The following is a 23,828-nucleotide window of genomic DNA, read 5'->3' on the forward strand; positions in this document are numbered from 1 at the left end:
CTCGTAGGCGGTGCTCTCCGGCGCGACGGTCACCGGCTCGGTTTTGGGGTACCGCGCATCGAACCACTCCGTCACCCGCGGGTCGAGCCGGGCCTTTGGCGGGTTGATCGTCCGGGGGTCGTAGTAGGCCGCGTACGCCTCCGCGAACCACTCCGACGGGGTGGAGAACTGGTAGTTGGACACCGCGTGTTTGCGGGCCTCGACCAGGTAACTCACCCACTGCCTATCGGTGTTGACGTGGTATGCGCGCCCGTTATGGGCCAGTTGGGACACTCCGCCGTCGTCGAGCGTCCACGGGTGGTCGAGCGCCAGCTTGATCTTGCGGACCACGCGCTGCAGGCGCGCGTGCCGGTCCTCGTCGCCACCGGCCAGCTCCGAGGGAAGCCGGTCGAGCGGACGGATGTCCTCCCGGAGGTCGCGCGGCTTGATGATCTCCGCCACCCGGTCGGTCAGCTCCGCGTCGTGGATGCCCTCGGACGCGAGGAACGCCTCGGCGACCGGCTGGATGTCGTGCGGCAGGTACGTCTTCCAGCCGCCGAACCAGGGCTCGTGGCTGTGGTCGATCCCCCAGCTGTCCCACCGCTCGACCGCGTGCCCCACCTCGTGGCGCAGCGTCCACTCGACGAGATTGCCGTGCGCCAGGACGTCGGAGACCCCCGCCATCACATGGCGCCGCGGGCCCGGGAGCCCGAGGATGTCGGAGATGCGCAGCCCCTCATAGTCCGCCATCGCCATCGTGTCCATCAGCCATCGCTGCGCCGCCTGGCCGCGGTTGAGCCGGGTGTACATCCAGGACGGCATGTGCAGCGGGTGCGAGATCTCGACCTTCAGGCTGGTGAAGTCGTAGGCGCTGGCCGGGCCCTCACCATGGATGATCCTGATACCGGTGAGCCAGGGGTTGCCTGCCAGGTCCCGCGACGGGAGACCGTCGAACACCTTGGTGATCTTGTTCAGCATGGAGTGGCTGAAGTGCGTCCCGCCGTCCGGCCCGGGACCGACCCGGAGCCCGTACCGGTTGCTCAGCAACTCCTCGCGCTGCGCCGCGCCGGTGTTGCGCAGCCACGCGCCGATCCGCTGGCGTGTGCCACCGGACGTGCCGGGCGCGCTCTGCGGCTGCGGCGGCACGACCAGGTCGGTCAGTACGTCGTCGACGGGCAGCGGCGCGCCGCCGGTCGCCTCCTCCTGCGCCTGCCGCATGATGCGGTCGATGTCCGACTCGTTCGAGCCGTGCCGGGCCGGGTGCGTGTCAGGCAACAGGGCGCGCAGGCCAAGCTCCAGGAACGGGTCGTCCAGCAGCCCGCTGACCTGCAGATGGTCATAGGTGCGCGACGCCCACTGCCGGGTCTCGTCGTCGTTCCTGTGCTGCCGGACCGCCAGCTCGTCGTGCACCTCGTTGAGTGTTTCCCTGGCGATCTGCTCCGCGGTGTGCTCGGTGAGGTCGTCGATGAGCTGACGCTGCGCGTCGTCCACCTCGCGCAGTGAGGTCAACTGCCTCATACCCGGGTTGGGGAACACCGAGGCGAACGCGTCGGTGACCAGCACGACCGTGTGGTTCTTGGGGAAGAGCCCGGTATTGAGCGGGGTCCAGCTGCCCGGATTCCTGTCTGCATGCGCCGTGAGCTGCGCGGACACCTCGGCCAGCGGGCCTACGTACTGCTCGGCCTCGGCCTTTTGGACCCCGACGGCGGCCAGCCACTCGGTGTCGGACACGGCCCCGAGCCCCAGAGCGGTGTCCAGCACCATGAACTGGACCGTGCCGTCCGCCGTCGTCGTGGGGACGCCCACGGCGATGTGGTAGTCCCACTCGACGAGGCCGGGCGCACTGCGGGTGGCGCCCGCCGCGTTGGGGGACAGCACGGACAGCTTCGGCTCGGTGCGGGAGACGATGATCTTCTTGACCGGCGCGCCCCACTGCTGGAGCTTCATCGCCGACAGGTGGGCCCGCAGATAGCAGCCGTCCTCGGGATGCCCGCTGGGCACGGGAAGTTCACCGAAGCGCGGGTGGTGGTACTGCAACTGCTCAAGCCGCGCATACCACTCGTGGACCTGCTCGACGGACGCCGTCGGCACGGTGGTGGGGTCGCCGAGGACGTGCCCGATCAACTCCGCCTGCTGCGGCCCGTGGGCGAGCCCCAGCAGCGAGTCCCTGAGGTCCATGGTGTACAGCTCCATGAACGTGTCCTGGACCGCCCACACCTTGCGCAGATCGCGGTCGAGCCGGTCCAGCAGCTGCACGGCGCCCGCGAAATCGCCGGTACCCAGGTGGAAGGAGAGCCGGGTGACGAACGCCTGCACCTGCGGCTGGGCCTGCGCCGGCACGTCCTTCGCGAGATCGCGCAGATCGAGGTCCCAGCCGCCCGGTACGGAGGCGTAGACGTGCTCCAGGACCTGCACGGCGTGCGTGCTGTCCAGCAGCATCAGCCCCACTGCCGTGTTGAGCGCCACAGGGAGTGTCATCGATGCATGGTCGAAGAACGCGCGGTCGAACTCGTCGATCACCTGCCGCCCCGTCGGCGGGACATGGCCGGCCAGCACGTACATCAGCTGCTCGACGTCCACCCCCCGTATGTCCAGCACGAGCCCGGCGAGCTGCTGCGCCGCCACCTCGTGGCTCAGGTAACCGCCCTGCTGCGTCTCGTGGAACATCTGCTGCCAGAACTGGTCGTCGACCTTCATCAGCTCGTCGACGTTCCAGTCCTGCGGCACCTGGCCGGACTGGACGGCCGGTTCGGAGACCGTGATCCACTCCTGCGACTCCGCCGTGACCTGCTCCGCCGCGGTCATGTCCTGCTGTGCCGCGACGAGTTGCTCGAAGGCGTCGCGCGCGGCCTGCTCGGTCAGGTTCTTCCGCGCTGCCGCCTCCGACAGGGCCTGGACGAGGGGGCCGTGCTGGTCCCCGCTTTCCAGGGCGGTGAATTGGGCCCGCTCGAACTCGTCGGTGGCCGTGAGCGCCTCCGCGAGGTGGTCGGCCGCGACTTCGTACAGGGCGGCGAGCGTGCCGGTGGAGCCGGATGCCGTGGTCCGTCCGGAGAGCTGCGCCGTCGCCCGTGCACGGGCCGCCAGCGCCGCCTGCCAGGCTCGCCGGACCGCTGCCTTCGTGTCGGCGGCCAGCTCATCGGCCGCGTCCAACTTCTGCTCTGCCGTAGCCAGTTGGGCGTCCGCCGCATGCGCGGCCTCCCCGGCGGTGTCCGCCGCCTTCGCTGCCTTCAGCTCGGCCTGCTGCGCCTCCTTGAGCGCGGCCTCGGCCTCGCTCAAGGACTTCCGGATGTCCTCCTGAGCGGCCTGCTCGTCCTGCGGCGCGTGGGTCGTCCCGGCGGAGACCACGGACGTCGGAAGGTGCTCGGGGACCAGCACGTTCCCCTGGGCGTCCAGGAACTGGACCAGCACCGGAGGGGACACCTTGGCCGGCTGGACGAGCGCCTGCACGGAGGGGAGGTCCACCTGCACGTCATCGGCCCCGGCCCACACCGTGGCGCGCTCGCCCAGGTGCTGGGCGAACCAGGACGGGGACTCCGCCTGGCCGTCGCCGCTCCAGGGGACGATCCGCGCCTGCGCGCCCGCCTCCAGGAGCTGGAGCGTGGCGTCGGCCTGCCGGACCGTGTCGGCCCCGGAGCCCAGATACAGGTATCCCGTCGGAACGGGGTGCGGCGGCGCGGACACCGTGTCCGGCCGCGCAGCCGCCGCGTGACGGTCCCGGATCTCCTGCCGGGCGCTCGCGTTGCGCTCCTTCCGGACCAGCGCGTCGTACTGTTCCTGGCGTTCCCTGACGGTCTGTTGGGCGTCCGCGAGCTGCTCGGCGGCGTCGAGCGCCGCCTTGAAACGGCTGTCGGCGACCTTGCCTGCCGCCTGCGTCGCGCCCAGCTCGTCCTGCTTGACCTGCCACGCCCGCTGGGCCGCTGCCACCGCTTCCTGCGCCCGCCGGACCGCATCGGCGGCGGCCCGCTGCGCCCGCCTGCTCGCCTCGGCCGCCTGCGCCGCGGCCAGCTCCGCCTTCGCCTGCTCGTGCGTCTCCTGGGCCGCGGTCAGCCGGGTCTCGATGCCCGGCACGTCGATGCCGTCGAGGTGTTGCACGGCCTGCGCGAGGTAGTGCTCGGCGCGGGCCGTGTCGGTGGCCGTGGTCGCTGCCTCGACCCGCTGCGTCCAGCGCTTGTGCTGCCGCACCGCGTACCGGTCGGACCTGGCCTGCCGTACGGCCCGCTCGGCGCGCGTCACCTCGTCCCTCGCGGCCTCGGTCCGGGGCTTCGGGCCGATGAGCTCGGAGGCCGCCGGCTCCTGGGGGGCGTGCGCGGACGTGTCGGAACCGGCCTGCTCGGTCGCGTGAGTGTCCTGAGAGGTGTCCTGAGGGGTGTGCGTTTCGGGTCGCGGGCTCTCCAGCTCGGTCACCGTCCCGTTCGCGCTGCTGGTCGAACCGTGGCCGTCGAGCGGCCCGTTCGTGTGCGTCGCGCCGTCCTGCTGGAGGTCCTGGAAGGTCTTGATGCGGGGTTCGCGGGTGGCCGCCGCGCGGGTCGTGCCGGGCTTGGTGTCGCGGGCCGGCGTGCCCTTGGCGCGGGTCTCGCGCTCCTCGCGCGCCTTGGCCAGCTTCTCGTTCTGCGCCCGGTAGTCGACGGTTTCCTGCGTACCAGCGTGGGTGTCCTGGGACGTGGTCTGCGCGTCGGGACGCCCCGACTCCTGGTCAGCGCCCGCTGACGTGCTCTCCAGCTCCGCGGCGGACGCCTTCTCGGCGCGGTCCGTCCGCTCCTTGTGCAGTTGCGCCAGATTCCGGTTCTGCGCGCGGTAGTCGGCGGCGGTGTCCGAAGCCGGTGCCTCGTCACGGGCGCGGGCCAGCTCGGTGTGCGCCTCGTCCAGCAGCCGGTCGGCCTGCGTCGCGTCCCGGCCGTGCGGCCCGGAGCGGACCTGCTCGAACTCCTGCACAGCGGCCACGACCCGGCCCTGCGCCGCGACATCGGGGGACTTCTTCAGGTCGCGGAGCGCGTCCTCAAGTGCCTGCTTCCCGGCGTCGTAGGCACCGGAGGCCAGGCCCTCCTGGAAGCCCTTGCGGAAGACGTCACCCGACGTCTTCTCCTTGGCCAGCCAGTCCTCGGTATCGACGTTCCGCTCGCTCCGGAACCGCTCGTGGAGCGTGGTCCAGTCGTGCCGGAAGGCCGCCGCGTCGCTCGCGAAGCCACCGAGATCCGCGTCGTCGATGTGGTCCGCGAGGCCCTGCACATCGCCGTAACGGCCGCGGAAGACCTCGCCGGCGTCGCGCACCGTCGACTCCAGACGGATATCCGACGCGATCCGCGCGTCGATCCCCTCCTGGATGAGGTCCGCTTCCGCGCGCCACTCCATCAGGCGCGCATCGGCGTTCCTGCCGGTCCGCGCCGGTTCACCGGCCTTGAGGAAGCCGATGTGCTGCTCGGCGGCGGTCGCCAGCTCCTGTGCCTTCGCCTCGATGACGCGCTGTTCGCCCTCGGTGCTGAGACCGTTGCCGTGCCCGTGCACCTTGTCGCGCACGGCGTCGACGGCGTCGTGCAGCTCCTGGTGGAAGTCGAGGCGTCCCCGGAGCGCGGACGGCGTCAGCAGGGTGCCCGTCTCCTCCGCGAGGGACTTGCCGTCCGCGGGCGACTGCTGCCCTGCCGTGACCGGCTGCTGTTCCGCGAGGGCCGGGTCCTCCTTGAGGGCGTGGCCGGGCAGCGACTGCGGCGGGTGCTCGGCGCCCCAGCGGTTCGCGACGTGGTGCAGATCCCGGCGGAGGCTCGCCTTGGCGTCCCTGACCACCTGGTCCGTGACGCCGGTGTGTTCCTCGGCGAGGGTGTCGATGGCGCGGTCGCCCTGCGGCGCGATCTCGTACTCGACCGTGAGGTCGCGGAGCAGATCCGCCTCTGCGGCGTTCAGCGCCTTCTCGGCGGTGGCGGAGTGCTGGGCGCCGTACCGGCGGAAGCCGTTCGGGCTGTGGTAGGCGTCCGCGAGCCGGTGGACCGCCTTCTCGTGCTGGAGGGAGCGCAGCACATCCGCGTGGGTGTGGGCGGCGTCCGGGCCGCCGTCGATCTTGCCCTGGTATCCGTCGAAGGCCGTCAGCACCCGCTCGGCACGGGTCAGGATCTGCCGGGCGTGGTCGAAACGGGCCTCCAGCGTGTCCTGGAGGTTCGAGCGCGCGGCGTCGGACGCCTTCTTGAACGCGGTGGGGTCGACCGATGACGCCAGGTCGCGGGAGGCGTCGCGTGCGCTCCGTGCCTCCTTGAGCGCGTCGGCGACGTACTCCTTCTTCACCAGCTCGATGAGCCGGGACCGCTGCGCCGCCTCCTTGGGAAGCTGCTCGTGCGCGTAGGCGTCCACGCGCTGCGCTGCCGACGTGGTCAGGTGCGCGTCGGCCAGCCGCTGGTGGTAGCGCTCGCCCAACTCGCCGATACGCAGCTCGAATTGCTGCTTCCAGGACTTCTCAAGTGCCGGACGCGCGTGGGCGGACGACCCCTTGGGCGCGCCGCCGACGATCTCGTCGAAGTCGCGGACGAGGTCGTGGTGCAGCGTGTCCAGGATCGTTGTGCGGTCCGCCTCCGTCAGATGCGGCTCCGGCCCGCGCTCGCTCTCCGGGGCCGCCGTACGGGCCGCGTCGGACTCCTCCACCCAGCGGCTGTACTCCGCGTCCGCCCGCTGCGCGAGGGTGTCCAGATCGGCGTTCCGCTGGACGGCGAGATCCATGCGGGTGTCGTAGTGGCCCAGCAGGTGGGACGTGGCCGAGGGGAGGGAGAACGAGGTGATGGGTGTGTCGTGGGACGCCGCGGCTGTCTCGTGGCCCGCGGTCTTGTCCGTGGACACACCGGTGCCCTCGTGCTGCGTGACGTGCTCCGACGCCTGGCCGGAGGTGTCGTGGGGCTGCTGGTGCTGCTGGGTCTGCTGCGTGTGGTCCGTCGTCGGGGTGTCGTGCGTGGTGACGGTGTCCTCGGCGGCGGACTGCGTCTGGGGGGTGTCGTGCGTCTGCCGGGTCTGGACCTGCGTCGGCTGCTCGTGGGTCAGGCCGGTGCCGTCGACGGGCTCTGCCGGGTGCGTGCTCTGTCCGGCCGGCGGCGCGCCCGCGTCCTTCGCGCTGCCTGCGTCTGCCGTCGCGTCGGCTGCCTTCGCCGCCGCCTGCGTCTTGAGTCCGGCCCGATGCCGCTGCTCGGCCTGCTGGCGAGTGCCCTTCTCGAAGGAGTCCGAGCCGCTCTTCTCTTCCTCAAGCCACTGCTTCAGGTCGGCGCTGTCCTTGCCGTGGAAGCGGTCGTGCAGCGCGACCCAGTCGTGACGGAAGGAGGACGCCACGTCCGCGTACCCGTCCTCGTGGGGGGAGGTGAACCCGTCGTATTCGACGAACCGCCTCTCGAAGGTGCGGCCGGCTTCGGCGACCGCGCCCTCGCGGTAGGAGTCCCGGTCCAGGTGGGTGCGGAGGTCGTCCAGGACCTTGTCGGACGTGGCCCGCCACTCCTGGAAGCGCGGGTCGAGTTCCTTGCCGAGCAGCGGTTCCCGGCCGGTACGCAGCCCGCCCAGCAGGGATTCGGCATCCGCCTTCAGCTGTGTGGTGAGGTCCTTGACGACCCGCTCGACGGCCGCCTCGTCGTGCGTCAGGTTGTTCTCGGTGGCGTCGCGCAGTTCCGTGACGCGCTGGTTGACCTCGGAGTGGTACTGCAGCCGGTCGCCGAGCGCCCGCCCGGTCAGCATCGAGTCGGTGCTGCGCTTGCTCCACGACACCGCCTCGCCGAGCCCGTTCCGGGTCGGGTGGGCGCCGCCGTTGAACGAGGTGAACGCATCGTTCACGGTGGCGCGGAGGTCCTTCTTGAGGCTCTCCAGCGCGTCGGCCTTGAGGTTGTCCAGCGCTTCGCCGGACGGCTTGCCGCCGGAGTCCCGCACGTGCACGGAGACCGCGTCGTCCAGCTTCTCCTTCAGCCCCGGCAGCAGGTCCTTCTCGACCCGCAGGTGCTCCTGGAGGCGGGTGAGAGTGCGGTCCAACGCGAAGTCGGCCGCGTCCTGGCGTCCCCAGCCCCCGGATTCCAACTGCTTCATGTCGCGGAACGAGTCCAGCAGTTGATCGCGGGCGGACAGCTCCCAGCCCTTCCTGCCGCCGTCGTTGAAGTGATCGTCATCGACGCGGGCGCTGCTGCCGCGCTTGCCCGATGCCGCGTCGTAGTGCTCCATGAAGCGGTCGACGCGCGCCTGCACGTCCTTGGCGAACGCGAACCGTTCCGCCTCGGTGCCGACCGTGTGGGTCTGCTCCGGTGCGAGGTCCTTCGCACTGTCGATGTCCGCCTGGTACTTCTCCCGGACCGACTTCACGAGTTCCGGGTCGAGCGGGTGTTCCTTGTCCGCCGGGGACAGGTGCTCGTCCCGCGGCCGGTCGTTGGCCGTCAGGTCCCGCTCGGCCGCCGAGTGGCGCACGTCGAAGCGCTCGGGCAGCGTGTTGACGAGCTGCTCGTGGAACTCGTCCCAGGTCTTGCGCAGCGCATGGTGCTCGCCTGTGGTGAGCGGCTGCCCCTCGCCGACCTCGGTCAACTTCTTGAACTCGGCGTGGAATTCGGCCGTGACCTCGTCCAGTACGGCCGCACGGTCCACCTTGGTGGGCCGGTCCATGGAGGTGCCCAGCAGATTGCGGCGCTCGGCCGTGGCCCGTGCGTCCTTCCGCTCCGCCGCGGTGAGGCCGGCCTTCTCCTCGTCGCTCATCTGACGGACCCGCTCGTCCAGCGGCATCCAGTCCTTGGCCGCCGCGTCCACCTTGCCGGACAGCTCCTGCAACTGCCGGTTGCGGGTTTCGGCCAGTTCGAGCACGTACGTGTAGTGGTCGGTGAGCTTTTCCTTGGCGGCGGTGTGCGCGGCGTCCACCGCGGGGTCCTTGCCCGGCGCGGGGGAGGGCTCGGCGTCCTTCCAGTGACCGCCGTCCAGCCGCCCGTCCGACCAGACCTTGTCGTAGCCGGACATCCAGTCCTTGTGGAAGTCCGATTCCAGCGAGTCCATCTTGGACGAGGGAAGGCCGTGCCCGTCGCCGACCAGCCCGTGCCATACCGACTTGGCCTCGGCGGCGGTGTGCGGCAACTGCTCCGCGGTCTTCGCCAGGCCGGGCGCCGAGTCCTTGAGGTCGGTGAGGTGGTGCTCCAGGTTGTGCAGCGCCTTGTTGACGTGCTGCGGCGAGTAGTCGGTGCCGTTCAGCTGCTTGCGGGCGTCGGCCACCGCGTCCACGGAGAGGTGGTCGAGCCGGGAGCGCACCCAACTGCCCTGCTTGCCGAGGTCCTCCCGGCCCGGCAGGGATTCGTGGGTGGCCTTCCACTGCCGGTGGGCCTCGGCCTCGAAGGTGAAGCGCCCGGAAATGCTCTTGTCGAGACGGGTCAGGGCGTGCTTCGTGGTGGTGTCCACGCCCACGGACCTGTCGTCCAGCGGGTCGCGCCTGATGTCGGCGAGCAGGTCGTGGGCGGACCGGTGCAGTGACGCCTGCACGCTGCCGGAGTGCTGCCGCAGATCGTGCGCATGCTGGTGCGGGTTCGCGTCGTCGCCGAAGCGGTCGGGCAGTCCGTCGAGGAAGTGGCGGATGTCCTCGGTCGCCTTCAGCTCGGCCGCGAGCTTCTTGCCGACGCCTGCCTCGACCTTCCCCCACTTCTCCGACGCGCGGGTCAGCGCCGCGTGCTGCGCCTTGGAACTCGGCCGCTTGGGGAGCGACTTCAGCTCGTCCTGGAGTATCTGCTCGAACTTGGCGCGGGACGCGGCGCCGTAGCGCTCCCGGATCTCCGCCATGTCACGGTCGGACCAGCCGCTACCGGACTCCTTCCAGTTGGTCAGGTGCCGCTCGACCATCTGGTCCGTGGCGCTGAGGTTTTCGTGGGTCCTGGAGTGCAGTGTGATCCGGTCGGGCAGCCCCTTCTTGAGGTTGTCGGCCATCCGGGAGAAGTGCTCGCCCGGCTCGTGGACCATCCAGTGCGGCTCCTCGTGCAGCTTGCCGTAGCTGCTGTCGAGGGCGTGCTCCAGGCTGTTCCGGTACCCCTGGGACGCGGCGTTGACGACCTCCGGGGGGTGGCCATCGGAGTTCCAGCGCTGCTCGGCCCGGTCCACCGCATTGTCGATGCGGGTGTCCAACTCCGGCCGCATGTTGTGCAGTTGGGCGCGGCCCCGGATGGTGCTGCCGAGGTTCTTCAGCTCCTGCGCCCACTGCTTCTCGGCCTTGGCGAGTTCGGACCCGCTGGGTGCGGGCTTCTCGCCGTCCGCGCGGAACAGTTTGTCGAACTTGCCCTCGGCGTCCTGGACGAGCTTGTCGAACACCGCCTGACGTCCATCGGCGTCCATCTTGCGCAGCGCCTTGGACGTCTTCGTCAGCTCGACGAACTTGTCCCGCAGCTTCTCGGCGCCCGTCTGGAGCTTCTCGTTCAGGGCCTTCTCATGGGTGAAGGACTGCCGCTCGGCCTCCACCTTGTCGGCGTAGGACTTCTTCACCCCCTGGTTCTCGTCCGACCAGGCCCGCTCCTTCTCGGCGTTCTTGGCGTGGCCTTCGGAGTCCGACGGGGCGTGCTCGGATTCCGAGCGGGCGCCGGGACCGTGCTCCCCCGGCCGTGCGGCCTGGGGGTGCTGACCTGCCGAACTGCCCGCCTCGTGGGAGGGGTTGGCGTGCTCGCTCGACGCGGAGGCGCTGTGCCCGCTCTCGTGTGCGCTGCCCGGGGCGGACGCGTGGTGATCGGCGGAGGACGCGGACGAGGTCTCCGAGGGGCGCGACTCCTGCTTGCCCGCGCCCTCCTTGGCCGACGTGGCGCCCGGCTTCTCCGTGGCGTTCGCGCCCGGCTTGTCGCCGGTGGCGCCCGGCTTGCCTTCCTGGCCGACCGTCACCTTGTCGTTCGCCTGGCCGCCCGGCCTGTCCGACTTCGCCCCGGCCCGCTCCCCAGGGTTGGCCCCCGGCTTCTCGCCTGCGGTGGCGCCGGGCCTCTCCGATGTGTGGGTGGTGGTCTTGTCGGACGTGGTGGTGCCGGACTTCTCCGATGTGTGGGTGGTGGTCTTGTCCGACGCGGTGGTGACCGGCTTGTCCGTGGTGGTGGGCTTGTCGGTGACACCCGGCTTGTCCGTCGCGGTGCTGCCCGGCTTCTCGCCCGCCGTGCTGCCCGGCTTCTCCGACGTGTGGGTCGCCGGCTTCTCGGACGTCTGCGCCGTCGGCTTGTCGGTGGTGTGGGCTCCCGGCTTGTCGGTGCTGTTCAGGCCGGACTTGTCGGTGCCGCCCGGCTTGTCCGCCGGGGTGGTCACCGGCTTGTCCGTGGCGGTGGTGCCGGGCTTGTCGGTGCCGGTGGTGCCGGACTTCTCCGACGGTCCGACGCCCGGCTTCTCGTTCGCCTGCGCCGGGTGCGTGGTGGCGGGCTGGTGCTGCTCGGCGTGCTCCGTGGAGCCGCCGGGCCGCTCCACGGGCTGGTTGCCCTTGCCGCCCTCGGTGGAATGCGGGGCCTGCGTCTGGTGGCCCGGCTCCGTCTGCGGGGTCTTCCCGGCCGAGCCGGTCTGGCCTTCCTGCGCGGCGTGCTTGCCGCCGTCACCGGACTTCGCGGCTCCGGTGGGCCGGGATTCGGAGCCCGGGGTCTGGTGGGTGGGGCTCGACGTGGTCGGCTCGGTGCCGTGCCCTGCGCCCTGCTTCCCGGTCGGTCCGTGGCCGGACGAGGTGGCGGGCGGCGTCTCATCCGCCCCGTTGCGGCGGCCCGGCGAAGGCGACACGTCGGTCGGGTTCGGGTGGACGGGCCCGTTGTTCTTGCCGGACGGCGTCGTGGTGTGGGGGGTGGGCGCCCCGTCCTCGGGGCGCGCGGTGTGCGGCTTCGGACCGGTCGTGCCGGTCGACGAGGTCTGCCCGACCGGGCCTTCCGTCGTCGGCTTGACCGTTGAACCAGGGCGCGGGTTCACCGGGTCCTTGCCCATGCCGGAGCCGGTCCCCGCCGACTTGTCCGGCGCCGTGGTGACCTGCTGCGGCCGGGACGTCGAGCCGTTGGTGGGGTGGACACTGGACGAGGTGCCGTCGACGGGCTTGGTGATCACCGTCTCGGCGCCCTTGCCCGGGTTCACCGCCTTGGCACCGCCGGTGCCCGACTTCACCGTCGACGCGACTCCGCCGGTGGGCGGTGAGAAGTTGCCCACCGGGACGGTGGTGCCCACGTCGCCCGTCGGCGTCACACCGTGCTCACCCGACGTATTGACCGTCGGCGGATCCATCGCGGGGCCGTGCGTCTTGTCGCCCGCCCAGCTCTTGGCCGACTCGATGCCCTTCAACGCAGGTCCGAACAGGCCGGCCCCGCCCGCCAGGCCCATGTTGAGCGCTTCGTTCTTCCACCAGTCGCTGTCGAACTTCAACTCGGTGTGGGTGGCGGCGGCGCCGATGGCAGTGGTCGCCGCGTCGATGCCGAGCTGCGCTCCGGCCTGGAACGCCACATCGACGGCGACGGCCGCGCCGAAGACCGCCGCCTTGGCGACGGCGTTCGCGGCGGAGGTGACGGCCTCCATGACGGCGGTGAAGCCTCTGAGGAGGGCACTGAAGACGGGCAGCCCGGCCGTCACCAAGCTGAGGACGAGCCCGACCGTCGCGGAGATGATCTCCTTGATGATGTCGTTCAGCGCGTCCTGCTGCTGCTGCTCCTGAAGGTTCTTGATGTAGTCGCCGTAGGCATTGATCTTGTTGCCCATGTCCCGCGCCGCGTCAACGGCCACCTGAAGGTGCTGGTCGTGGACCTGGTTCCAGGTGGTCTGGACGGTGTTGTTGGCGTCACCGGTCCACAACATGCCGTGCACGGACGTGTCCATCGACGACATCTGTTCCCACAGCATGTCGCTGAAGTGGATCCAGGCATTGCCCAGCTTGTAGATGTTTTCGGTCACCGTCGGATCGATGCTGTACATGGCGACATCACCTAGAGGCTGGAGCGGGAGGGGAGAGGGGGAGCGGACGGGCGCGTGGGTCGCGCGCCGGTCAGTAGGTCTCGCTGATCGCGGTGACCGAGGGGTCGCCGAACGCGGTGCCGTGGATGACGCCGTCGTCGGGCTGCGGGCTGCTGCTGCCGTTGCCGTTCATCTGGTTGGAGAAGTCCGTGAACTCCTTGATGATCACGTCTTCGGCGTGCAGGTAGTTCGCCCCGGAGGCGCTCAGCGCCTGCGCGGTCCGCGCGATGACACTGGTCTTCTCGCTTTCCGGGTTCTTCTCGTTGCCGAAGGCGGTGGTCATGCAGGCTTCCAGGCGTGTGAAGAAGTCCTCGGCCTCCGCCTGGGTCGCGCCCGCCCAGCCGAGTTCGAGTTCCTGCAACGTCGAGAAGATCGTGCTGACCTGGGTGGAGATGTCACCCACCAGACCGCCTTGGCCGTCCGTGCCGGCGACCTTGGCGCCCAACGCCCGCAGCACTTCGGCGTCGACGTTGATCGAGGTGTTGACCGGCGCGACCGGGTCGTGTTTGCCGTATGTGACCGAAGGGAGGTTCGGAGGGGTAGTGCTCACCTGTGCTCCTGCGAAAGTCGTACGGGGGTGCCGGCCGGCGCGACCGCGCGTGACAGGAGGCGGTTGCTGCCGCGGCCCCGGCCCGGCGCGGTCTCAGTTCTTCTTGTGGAAGTTTTCGGTGTTGGTCTCTTCGGCCTGCTTGTACTCCTCGTACGCCGCATTCATGCGGGTCACCATCTCGTGGAGGAGCTCGACGAGTTCGCTCATGTTGTTGCCGAACTCGACCTGGAGGGCGCCGAAGGACTCGCCTGCCGGGCTGCGCCAGCTGCTCTGGGCTTGCTGGAACGCCGCCTTCACCTGTGAGACGTCGCTCTCGATCGACGTCGTACAGCCGCGCACCGTGCCGATGGCGTCGCGCAGTTGCGCCAGGTCGACTTTGAACTCTGCGGGGGTGAGGGATCCTGTGGCCACCAGGCGAGCCTAGACGGCGGTGATCATCCGGAGGAATTCCCCTGTTCCTGCGGGACCGGTGTCCAAGAACGGGGACCTGGCTCACGGCCGGAGCATCGGGTGGGATGGGATCGAGCGCACCCTACCCGACCGCACCTCAGGAAGGCAGCTGTGGCCACCACTCCGGAGAATTCACGACACGGACCGCCTCGGAAGGACGAGGAGGACGGCCCCGAGGCCAAGGGTGACGGCTCCGCGCCGGACTCTCACTACGCGGATGTCCCCAACCTGACGATGATCTGGGGCGACGCCCCGCCCATCACGTCCTTCGCCCCGACCACGCAGAACGGCAACGGCCAGGACCTCAGCCAGAACCAGCAGGTCGGCACCCACCCGGCGATCAACGTCAGCATCGGCAGCATCGTCGACGCGATGCAGGGGATGCTGGCGTCGTCCAGGACAGCGGTCGACGGCTATCAGGAGCTCCAGCAGACGGTGAAGGAAGCCGTGTTGGGCGGCTCCGTCTTCGGCCAGCAGGCGACCTACGAGGACCTGGGCGCGGACGACGGCAGCACCTTCGTGGACGGCCAGGGCGACACCCACGAACTGATGAGCCACGCCTTCGACGACGACCCGCCGCCCAAACCGGATGAGAAGGTGCGGGAGGCAGCCAAGCTGTACGCCGAGGCGATGAACCCGGCGATGACCCGGGTGCTGAAGCAGTGCGCCGATGCCATCGCGCTGGGCGGCCAGTTCATCGTCCGGATGGACCGGGCCGGCAGCTTCTACGCCCAGGCGGACCAGCAGTCGATCTTCCCCGCACCGACCGGTGAGCGGTGGACGACCTGACGCGAGCAGGTACGCCGACGCCAACGGGCCGGGAATGACGTGCGGTTGACGCACGCACCCCGGCCCGTGGTGTCTCACCCCGCGTGCAGCGCGGGAATGTCCTCCGGCAGCAGCGTCACCAGATCGTCCGTGTCGGACCCGGCCTCGCCTTCGCCCGGCATCATCAGGGCCGCGTGATCGGCGAGCCGGGCCGCGTGACGCTCCGTCATCCGCTGGAAGAGCTGGCGCGCGGTGCGGCCGTTGCCGAAGCGGTCGTCGCGTTCGACGCCGGCGAAGTAATCGGCGAGCGCCGCCGAGGTCTCGTCGCCCAGCTCGTACTGGTGGTGCTCGGCCTGCTGCCGCACGATGCCGACGAGTTCGTCGGAGTCGTAGTCGTCGAAGAGCAGGGTCCGGGTGAACCGTGAGGCCAGGCCGGGGTTGGCGTCGATGAACCGGCCCATGTCGTCGGGGTAGCCGGCCACGATCACCACCACGTCCTCGCGGTGGTCCTCCATCAGCTTCACCAGCGTCGAGATGGCCTCAAGACCGAAGTCCGAGCCCTGGCCGTGCGGCACCAGCGCGTACGCCTCGTCGATGAAGAGCACGCCGCCGACGGCCTGCCGGAAGACCGCGGTGGTCTTCGGCGCGGTGTGCCCGACGTACTCGCCGACCAGCGAGCCGCGGTCCGCCTCGACGAGGTGCCCGCGGGTCAGCAGCCCCAGCGCGGCCAGCAGCCGGCCGTACAGCCGGGCCACCGTGGTCTTGCCGGTACCCGCGTTCCCGGCGAACACCAGGTGGCGGCTGAGCGGGGGCGGCGGCAGGCCGGCCTCGGTACGGCGGCGGACCAGCTGCATCAGCTTGACCAGCGTTTCCACGTCCTGCTTGACGCGGTCCAGGCCGATCAGGCCGCGGAGTTCGGCGAGCAGCTCCTCCAGCGTCTCGGCGGGCGGCGCGGTCTCGGTGGTGCCGACCGGTGTGCCGCCGGCGCGCGAGCCGCCCGACGGCATCGGGGTCGCCCCGGGCGCGGGCGCGACCGCGCGCCCGGACTCCGGCAGGGTGCTGTCCTTCACCGCGTCGACCCGGCACTCCTCGAAGACCGGCTCGGCGCCGTCCGCGAGTTTGAGGTCCTCGTCGGTGTCGCGGATCAGGCAGCGGCGCAGCACCGGCTTGGCGTCCTTGCCGACGTACACCGCGGGGAACCCGGTGGCGCCGATGTCGCAGTCCGCCAGGAGTCCTGACGCGCCGTCGGCGATGTAGACGCCGTTCTTGGCGGCGCGGGTGACCCGGGTCGAGCTGATCCGGGGCCTGGCGCCGGTCCACAGCACCAGGGCGCTGCCCTTGCTGTCGGTGATCTCGCAGCCGTCGAGCCACGCGGTGCTGCGCTCGCCGAGGAACACACCGGCCGACCGGCTGCCGCGCACCCGGGTGTCCGCGACCAGCGCGCCGGTGCCGGCCGTCACGTCGAGGCCGGTGCCGCAGTCCTCGATCTCGCAGCTGTCGAGGAGCGGGCGGTGCTCGGTGGACAGGCTGACGCCGGTGCCCGCGTCCACCACCCGGCAGCGACGTGCCGTCAGGTCGCCGCCGTCCACGGCGATGCCGGTGAGTTCGGCGGCTTCGACGCGGGTGCCGGTGAGGGTGAGCAGGGCCCGCTCGGTGACCCGTACGCCGTGCTGCGGGGTGCCGCGCAGTTCGCAGTCGCGGACCGTCGCGCGGGCCGAACCCGCGAGGTGCACGGCGGTGAACGCGCTGTCGGTGACCGCGCATTCGGTGAGGGTCAGACGGGCCTCGTCGGTGACGAAGACGCCGTTGGCGCGGGAGCGGGCCAGGCCGCCGCCGCGTACCTCGACGTCCGCGGTGCCGCCCGCGGCGAGTCCGCTGTCGGCCGAGTCGCCGACGGTGGTGGTGTCAAGGCGCAGTACGGCGCCCTCGGCGGCCAGCACGCCCACGCCGCCGGATTCGTCGACCCGGCAGTCCCGCAGGGTGACCAGCACAGGCCCTGCGGCCTGGACGCCGGTGCCGCCGCTGCGGGCGATCTCGCAGTCGTGCAGCAGCACTCCCGCGGTGCTCCCCGATGCCCCGGCGTCGCCTTCGGGGCCGCTGCCCGCGTCGGTGTCGGGCGGCAGCGCGGGGCCGCCGGTGCCCGACGCGGTGACCAGGACGCCCTGTGCCGCGCTGCCGGTCAGCCGGCAGGAGCGCAGCACGGGACGGGCGTCGTCGTCGACGCGGAACGCGGCCGACGCGGTGCCGGTCAGCTCGCAGTCGGTGAAGCTGCCGCGGGCCGGGCCGCGCATCAGGACGCCGTACCCGGCCACCGCGCTGACGGTGAGTCCGGTGACCGTGGCGTCCGCGCCGTGCTCGACGAGCAGGCCGGTGCCGTCGACGTCGGTGACCGTCACGCGCTCCAGGACGGCCCGGCTGTCGCCGCCGAGGCGCAGCGCCGGTGTGCCGGTGCCGTGCACGCGGCAGTCGCGCAGGGTGGGGGCCGCGGTGCCGGTGATGTCCACCCGGCCGCCGGTGATCTCACAGCCGTCGAGCACCACCGTGCCGCCCGTCATGGACACCGCGGGCTGGTCACCGTCCAGGCCCTGGACGGTGAGCCCGCGGACCTCGCCCGCGCCGCCGAGCACGGTCAGCGGCGTGCCGCGGGTGGCGACCAACTGGACGGTGCCGGGGCCCTGTTCGGCGACCAGGGTGACGTCCCGGTCCAGTGTCAGGTTCTCGGGGTAGGTGCCGGGCTGGACGGAGATGACCGTGCCGGGTCCAGCGGCGCGCAGTGCCGCGCCGATGGTGCGGTGCCCACCCCAGCCCCGGGCTCCTACGCGCAGTGCGGCTGCGCCGCTGGACCGCCCGATCATGCCGGGGAGCAGCTGAGCTGGACCGGCGCGGCAGCGTCGTGCGCGTGCTTGGTGGACGACGTGTAGTCGATGCCGGTGTTGAACATCTTGAGCGTCACCTTGCCGCCGCTGACCTTGAACGGCCCACGGGAGAGCCACTTTCCGGCGTTGTGCACCTGGTCGACCTGGAAGGTACCGGCGGCGGTGCCGCCGCTGTGGTCGGAGTTGTAGAGGGCGTACTCCGCCGGATTGCCGCCCACGTACTGGATGTTGGAGTTGCCGGGGACGTAGACGGACAGCTCGCAGGAGGCGGCGCCCTTGATCTTGGCGCTGTAGTCGAACTTCCACAGCACGTACTGCGTCGCGTCGTGCGAGGTCTTCGACCCGGACATGGGGACGGAGAGGTACTGGCCGTTGCAGCCGGAGCCGGTGTAGCCGCCGGTGGAGGACCTGAGCCAGCCGGATGAACCGTTGCTGAAACTGGGGTCCTTGGTCCAGATCTTGGCGGTGGCGCTCGACGGGCAGCCGTAACCGGCGAGGCCGGTGTAGGCCGGGGTCGCGGCGCGGGAGTACGTCTTGCCGTGGGCCTCGGCCTTCTGGGTCGCGGCGCTGGTGGGGGGAGTCTTCGACGAGCCGGTGGAGTCGGGGGATGGGTTCGTGGAGTCCGGCTGGGTCTGGATGTTGTTGCCCGAAGTCCCCTGCCCGGCCCCTTGTCCGCCCGAGCCGCCGCTGCTTCCTCCGGTCCCTCCGGCGGGGCCGTCGTTGTGGCCCGCGGGGCGCTTGCCGTGCTGGTCGGCGCTGGCGGTGGCCCCGGCGGGTGAAGCCTTCCCCGCCTCGTTCTTCTCGTCGCCCTTGCTGGTGAGCGCGCCGATCGCGAGGGCGCCGAGGCTCAGTGCGGCGACCACCGCGATGCCTATCGCCACCAGCCGCTTGCCCGGCTTGCCTTGCTCGCCATCGGGCCGGACGCCGCCCACGAACGCGGAGACGAAGCCGTGCCGGTCCTCCTCCGCCAGGCGGCCGGGCGCCTCGGCGGCGGGCTCCTTTGGCTTCTCCTGGTCAGCCACGTGCTCTCCAATATTCAGGACTGGTATGGGACTGCGGCACAGAATACCGCTGATGGGTTAACAGATAAGTCCCCAGAGGTAAATAAATTAACGTGCGGACTGTGCCTATCGACCCGTTAACGGAAGTATTACGTAATCGTAATCTCCCGCGCGGAACCGTACCGTCGGTTCCTTCGTCGCAGGTCAGAGTGGCAGTTGCGACTCACCCCGTCACCGATCGAACACTCATGTAGTGGTTCTGTTATACATAGCCATCGGTCCGTGCACTGCCGACCCGGTCCAGTACATTGAACGTACACCGAGTCGGTTTCCGGATGATGCGTCGATCCGGGGACCGGAAGTGCGACGCATTGATCTGAGGACGGGAACACGCATGTCTAATTGTGCGCGAATTGCCATTATTGAGCATCAGAACCTCGTCCGGCACGGACTCGAGCGAGTGCTCTCCCAGAGCCCCCGGCTGGATGTGATCGCCGCGGTGGAGTCCGTACAGGACTTCTCCCGTGTGCCGCTCGGTGCCGAGGGACTCGACGCCATCCTGTTCGGCCCGCCCGTCCGCGAGGACGAGATGGAGGGGGAGTCGTCGGTGCAGACGGTCGCTCACCTCGCCGCCTGCGCACCGGTCCTGGTCGTCTCCGAGTTCAGCCGGCCGAGCCGGGTGCTCGACACGGTCCGGGCCGGAGCGCTCGGCTGCGTCACGGGACAGGTCGACGACGACGAACTGCTGCGCGCCGTCGACACCGTCGTCGCGGGCGGCTTCCACCTCGCGCCGACGCTGGCCCCCCGCATGCACGCGGAGCTGCGCGAGCCCACCGGGGCGGAACCCAGAACGCTGGCCCGCCGCGAACTCGAAGCGCTGCGGCTGCTCGCCGAAGGACTGACGCACAGTCAAATAGGCCGCAGAATGGGCCTGACCGAGGCCACCGTCAGCACCTACGTCAAGCGGATCAGAACCAAGCTCAACGTCGGGAACAAGGCCGACCTCACCCGCACCGCCATCGAACTCGGCCTGCTGCGGGAAGCGGGCACCGCGCCGACGCGAGCGGCTGCGCCGGTCCGTGGCACCGGAAGGCCCCGCTCCCTGCTGCTCGGCAAGGAGTGACGGAGCGGGCAGGGGCGGTCGCGCCGCTCGATCCCCTTGTGCAGGCCGGGCCGGCAGCGCCGACCTCCCGCCCCGCTCCGCCGCGCCCGTCACAGATTCCGACCGATCCCCATCAGCTGGCCGAAGACGCCGAACGCGGCAACCGTCAGCGGGATGGCGAACGCGCCAAGCACCGCGCCGAGTCCGCCGAACCAGGTGGGGCGGCGCAGCGGCGGCAGCTCAGGACGCATCAGCCGCCGGAACCCGTACAGCACCAGCACGCCACCGATCACCAGCGAGGCCACAGGACCGGACCAACCGGGCAGGTCCAGCTGGCCGGGGCCGGCCAGCAGCAGCGTGAAGAGGCCGATCGCACCGGCGATGCCCACCGGCGCCACCTCGACCACGACCTTCGCCGACCCGGCGCGCAGCAGCAGGCCGAGACCGATGCACGCGGTGATCGCGGCGGCGAACGGGGACTCCCCGTCGGAACCGAGCAGCACCAGCGAAACGGCGGTCACCAGGGACAGCGCCCCGCCCCACAGGGCGAGCAGCAGCATCGCGGTGCGTACGGCGCTCTCCAACTCCGGGCCTTCCGGGGCGGTGTCACCACTCGGAGCGTGCCGCCGGTAGCCGAAGGCGGCCACCCGGCCGGCCGTCGCCGGAGCGATGAGGAGCAGACCGAACGCGACCACCGAGATCACCGCGGCGCACTGCGCGGTGTCCGCCTTGAGCAGCGCGAGCCCTGCGGTCAGCACCGTGGCGATCACGGAACCGAGCAGCACCGCCGCGGTCGTCACACCCATCGACGCGACGCAGGCCAGCACCGCGCCGACGAGTACCCCGCCGGCCAGGCACAGCGCGGTCACCCCGTCCGGGGTCAGCGCCGTCTGCGGCGCCGCGTCCCGTGCCACCAACTCCCAGGAGGCGACGGCCAGAGCGGGGATCGCACACAGCGCGAGCGCCAGCCGTACGGAACCCGGTACGGACCAGCGCCGTTCGGCGGCCAGCCAGCTGAGCGCCGGCAGCACCAGGCCGAGCGCCGCGGCTGCGGTTCCGATGACCGCGGAGTCGATCGGCTCCAGAAAGGCGACCAGCAACAGTGCGCCGATCCACCAGGCGAGGCCGCAGGCCATCACCGTGACGGTGCGCGAGCGGGCGTCCCAGCGCCGGTCAAGCAGCTGTTCGGAGACCTCCGTGACCTGCTCGGCCACGTCCTGGACCACGGGTTCGTCGAACTCCCCGGCCACCACGTCCCGGAGGTACAGCAGCTGACCGTCCGACACACCGATGTCGGCCAGGCTGTGTTCGGGTGCGAACGGCACTCCCGTCCCGGTCCCCAGGGACCAGGCGGCGGGCATCAGCTCGCTCTCCTCCAGCTCGCACATACGGGCCAGGTCATCGATGTACTCGGCGATGGGAGCACGGGCCGGGACCGCGAGGTCCACCTGCCTGCGTTCGCCTACGACCGTGATCCGGCAGCGCTCATCGGCCATCGGGTGTGCTCAGGTCCTCTCGTGCTGGGTGAGATGGGTGGTGCGGATCTCTAGTGGTTCTGCCAGGTCTTCGTGTTGGCCCACTCGGCCTCGGAGTAGTTCTCCCAGTTGACGTTCATGGCCATGGCGATCTGGCCGAGCACGCCGTTCGGCCCGAACAGGCCCTCGGCGGCGATGTTCCACTCCTGCTGAAGGCCCTCGTAGTACACCTGTGCCTCACCCTGCCAGGTCTCCGCGATCGGCTGGAGCAGGGTGATCAGTTGATGCAGCTCCTCCGCGATCTGCTCGGACAGGTTGTTGATGTGCGTGCCTGCGTTTTGCAGCTCATGGCGGACCAAGAGGTTCGCATCGTCGATTCCCACGGCAACTCCTCGGGCGTTCGGCCGGTCAGTCGGACGGTTCGGTGGTCAGCCCAGCCGGGCCGCGGGCAGCTCGCTCTGCAGGGTGTGGATCCGCTGGAGGTTGGCGTTCTCGGATTCCTTGTAGTTGACCTCGTTGCCGCGCAGGCCCGACGCGATGTCGGTCAGGGCGTTGTGCAGCATCTGCGCGTACGTGTCGTACTCGGCCATGTAGATCTGGAAGGTGTTGTGGGCGATGCCCTGCCAGGAGTCTTCCAGCTGGATGACGTACGACTTGAGGTTCTGGAGCTTCGCCTCGACGTCCGTCGCCGTGTTGTCACAGGAGACGGCGGCCTGGGCGATCATCGCCGGAGTGACCTTGAAGCCTGCCGATGTCATCTGCCCGCCCTCTCACGCCGGTTCCTGCCGGCAGTTGGCTGTTCCGCCGCAACTCTCGCAGCGGGCGGGCATGTCGGCCAGTCCCCTGTTCTGGTGTCCCCCCACGTCACGGAACGGTGCCCTGACCAGGGCTCAGGGCACCAGCGGACGCACCTGCCCGGCCACGAAACGGACGAAGCCCTCCGGGTCAGGTTCGTCGGCGGTGGGCTGGAGCACCACCGTGCCGGCCCCGGCGTCCGCCAGGTCCCGGACCGCTCGCGCGCACTCCTGTGCGTCCCCGGCGACGCCGATGCCGGGCGGCATGCCGTCATCGCCGGGCGCGAGAGCGGCGCGCAGCCGCGCCGCCGCGTCGGGTCCGGTGGCCGCGTGGAGGTGGACGGTCACGTGGTGCTGCCCGCTGCGGCCGGCCGCGGCGCGTCCCTCCGCGAGGAGTGCGCACGCCCGGCGTACGCCGTCGGGTGTGGTGCCGGCCTCCAGGATGGTGCCGTCCGCGGTCTCGCCGGTGAGCCGGATCGTCCGCGGTCCTTTCGCGCCGGCGAGCACGTCGGGCGCCGTCGGCGGGGGCCAGTCGAGGGCGACGTCGTCGAGCCGGACGTAACGCCCCTGTACGGTGACCCGCTCGCCGTGCAGCAACGCCCGCAGCGCCGTGAGGTGTTCGCGCAGCAGCGTCAGGGGTGAATCGACGCGGGCGCCGACCTGTGCCATCCAGTCCTGGACGCCGTGTCCGACGCCGAGGGCGACGCGTCCGGGGAACAGCCGGTGCAGCGTCGCGGCCTCCATCGCGGTCAGCGCCACGTTCCGCAGCGGCACCGGCAGCAGGCCGACCCCCACCCGCAGCCGTTGCGTCCAGGCCAGGGCGGCGGCTGCGGAGGCGATGCCGCTTTCGTAGAAGCAGTCCTCCCAGAGCCACAGCTCCTCCAGGCCGGCTTCCTCGGCGGTGCGGGCGACGTCGCGCAGCCGCTCGGGAGGCAGTTGGGGGCGGAATACGGCACCGAGAGCAGTCATGCGGTTCTTCCTACCCATGGGTGGCGCCCGGCGATGCGTGCGGTGTACGCGGGGTGGCCGGGGCGCGATGCGCCGCTCCGCACCCCTTGACCGTACGCGGTCAGCGAGTAAAGTCTAGACCAATTGGCGGGCGGGTCCGTGGGCCTCCGTACCCGGTGTCGGCGCCGGGCGGGGCGGTCGCGGGCGGCGCCGCCGTGGAACACCTTCGCGTCATCCACCCCACACTCAACGAGGCTTCCCGGGGCGGACGTACGGCGCTGCGGCAGCGTCGCGTCCCCATCTTCTCGCGTGGCGGCCTCCCTCGCGAAAGGTTTTGGCATGAACAAGAAAAGAAGGCTGGCTCTCGCCATCGGCGCCGGCGTGGCTCCGCTGCTCGCGGTGACCCTGCCGGCCAGCTCCGCCAGCGCGCACGGCTACATCTCCTCGCCGCCCAGCCGGCAGGCCCAGTGTGCCGAGGGCACCGTCGAGTGCGGAGCCATCAAGTGGGAACCGCAGAGCGTCGAAGGCCCCAAGGGGCTGACCAGTTGCAGCGGCGGCAACAGTGAGTTCGCCGACCTCGACGACGACTCCAAGGGCTGGAAGGTCACCCCGGTCGGCAGCTCGACCAGCTTCAACTGGCGGCTGACCGCCCGTCACGCCACCACCACCTGGCAGTACTTCGTCGGTGGCAACAAGATCGCGGAGTTCGACGACAAGGGCGCCACGCCGGGCGCCACCGTCACCCACCAGGTCGACTTCGGCGGCCTCAGCGGCAAGCAGAAGGTCCTCGCGGTCTGGAACATCGCCGACACCGCGAACGCCTTCTACGCCTGCGTGGACGTCAACATCGGCGGCTAGCACGGGAATTCCGGGTTCCGCTTCCCGGGCGGGGGGGGGGGGGGGGCCGGCCCCCCCCCCCCCCCCCCCCCCCCCCCCCCCCCCCCCCCCCCCCCCCCCCCCCCCCCCCCCCCCCCCCCCCACG

12 protein-coding genes (1 of these 12 cut by a window edge) are annotated in these 23,828 nt (G+C 70.8%); 3 read left to right on the plus strand and 9 right to left on the minus strand.

Features of this window, described 5'->3' with window-relative positions:
• The 3 genes from ACIBK8_RS24460 to ACIBK8_RS24470 form a co-directional block, all read right to left on the minus strand.
• On the minus strand, nucleotides 1-12,843 hold the start of the coding sequence (locus ACIBK8_RS24460) for a protein-glutamine glutaminase family protein (RefSeq protein WP_399043981.1). Its footprint begins 29,436 nt before the window's first position; 12,843 of the gene's 42,279 nt are visible here — the first part of the coding sequence; the start codon lies at nucleotides 12,841-12,843; the stop codon falls past the left edge of the window.
• 70 nt (nucleotides 12,844-12,913) lie between these two features.
• Nucleotides 12,914-13,432, minus strand: a complete 519-nt coding sequence (locus ACIBK8_RS24465; protein WP_399043982.1) for a WXG100 family type VII secretion target — start codon at nucleotides 13,430-13,432, stop codon at nucleotides 12,914-12,916.
• 93 nt (nucleotides 13,433-13,525) lie between these two features.
• Nucleotides 13,526-13,843 carry a WXG100 family type VII secretion target gene (locus ACIBK8_RS24470; RefSeq protein WP_399043983.1) on the minus strand — a complete coding sequence of 106 codons (318 nt, stop codon included), beginning with the start codon at nucleotides 13,841-13,843 and terminating at the stop codon, nucleotides 13,526-13,528.
• Nucleotides 13,844-13,993: 150 nt separating this feature from the next.
• Here ACIBK8_RS24470 and ACIBK8_RS24475 point away from each other — a divergent pair, with 150 nt between their 5' ends.
• On the plus strand, nucleotides 13,994-14,671 hold the full coding sequence (locus ACIBK8_RS24475) for a hypothetical protein (RefSeq protein WP_399043984.1): 678 nt from the start codon (nucleotides 13,994-13,996) through the stop codon (nucleotides 14,669-14,671).
• A 74-nt stretch (nucleotides 14,672-14,745) separates the two neighbouring features.
• Here ACIBK8_RS24475 and ACIBK8_RS24480 read toward each other — a convergent pair whose 3' ends face one another.
• A complete protein-coding gene (locus tag ACIBK8_RS24480; RefSeq protein WP_399043985.1) occupies nucleotides 14,746-17,505 on the minus strand; it encodes a right-handed parallel beta-helix repeat-containing protein in 2,760 nt (919 codons plus the stop codon).
• Nucleotides 17,502-18,548, minus strand: coding sequence for a hypothetical protein (locus ACIBK8_RS24485; RefSeq protein WP_399043986.1), 1,047 nt, complete (start codon nucleotides 18,546-18,548; stop codon nucleotides 17,502-17,504). The genes ACIBK8_RS24480 and ACIBK8_RS24485 overlap by 4 nt, the downstream gene beginning before the upstream one ends.
• Nucleotides 18,549-18,987: 439 nt before the next feature.
• Here ACIBK8_RS24485 and ACIBK8_RS24490 point away from each other — a divergent pair, with 439 nt between their 5' ends.
• On the plus strand, nucleotides 18,988-19,650 hold the full coding sequence (locus ACIBK8_RS24490) for a DNA-binding response regulator (protein ID WP_399043987.1): 663 nt from the start codon (nucleotides 18,988-18,990) through the stop codon (nucleotides 19,648-19,650).
• A gap of 89 nt (nucleotides 19,651-19,739) precedes the next feature.
• Here ACIBK8_RS24490 and eccD read toward each other — a convergent pair whose 3' ends face one another.
• The 4 genes from eccD to ACIBK8_RS24510 form a co-directional block, all read right to left on the minus strand.
• On the minus strand, nucleotides 19,740-21,125 hold the full coding sequence (gene eccD / locus ACIBK8_RS24495) for a type VII secretion integral membrane protein EccD (protein WP_399043988.1): 1,386 nt from the start codon (nucleotides 21,123-21,125) through the stop codon (nucleotides 19,740-19,742).
• 50 nt (nucleotides 21,126-21,175) lie between these two features.
• Nucleotides 21,176-21,487 carry a WXG100 family type VII secretion target gene (locus tag ACIBK8_RS24500; RefSeq protein WP_399043989.1) on the minus strand — a complete coding sequence of 104 codons (312 nt, stop codon included), beginning with the start codon at nucleotides 21,485-21,487 and terminating at the stop codon, nucleotides 21,176-21,178.
• Nucleotides 21,488-21,532: 45 nt separating this feature from the next.
• Nucleotides 21,533-21,862 (minus strand): WXG100 family type VII secretion target, encoded by a 330-nt coding sequence (locus ACIBK8_RS24505; protein ID WP_399043990.1) that lies wholly within the window; start codon nucleotides 21,860-21,862, stop codon nucleotides 21,533-21,535.
• A 132-nt stretch (nucleotides 21,863-21,994) separates the two neighbouring features.
• On the minus strand, nucleotides 21,995-22,867 hold the full coding sequence (locus ACIBK8_RS24510) for an LLM class flavin-dependent oxidoreductase (RefSeq protein WP_399043991.1): 873 nt from the start codon (nucleotides 22,865-22,867) through the stop codon (nucleotides 21,995-21,997).
• 318 nt (nucleotides 22,868-23,185) lie between these two features.
• Between ACIBK8_RS24510 and ACIBK8_RS24515 the strand changes: the two genes are divergently transcribed.
• Complete coding sequence (locus ACIBK8_RS24515) at nucleotides 23,186-23,704, plus strand: lytic polysaccharide monooxygenase auxiliary activity family 9 protein (protein ID WP_399043992.1); 519 nt, start codon at nucleotides 23,186-23,188, stop codon at nucleotides 23,702-23,704.
• Nucleotides 23,705-23,828: the final 124 nt, after the last annotated feature.

The sequence above is a fragment of the Streptomyces sp. NPDC050161 genome, assembly GCF_044460025.1.
Lineage (GTDB): Bacteria > Actinomycetota > Actinomycetes > Streptomycetales > Streptomycetaceae > Streptomyces.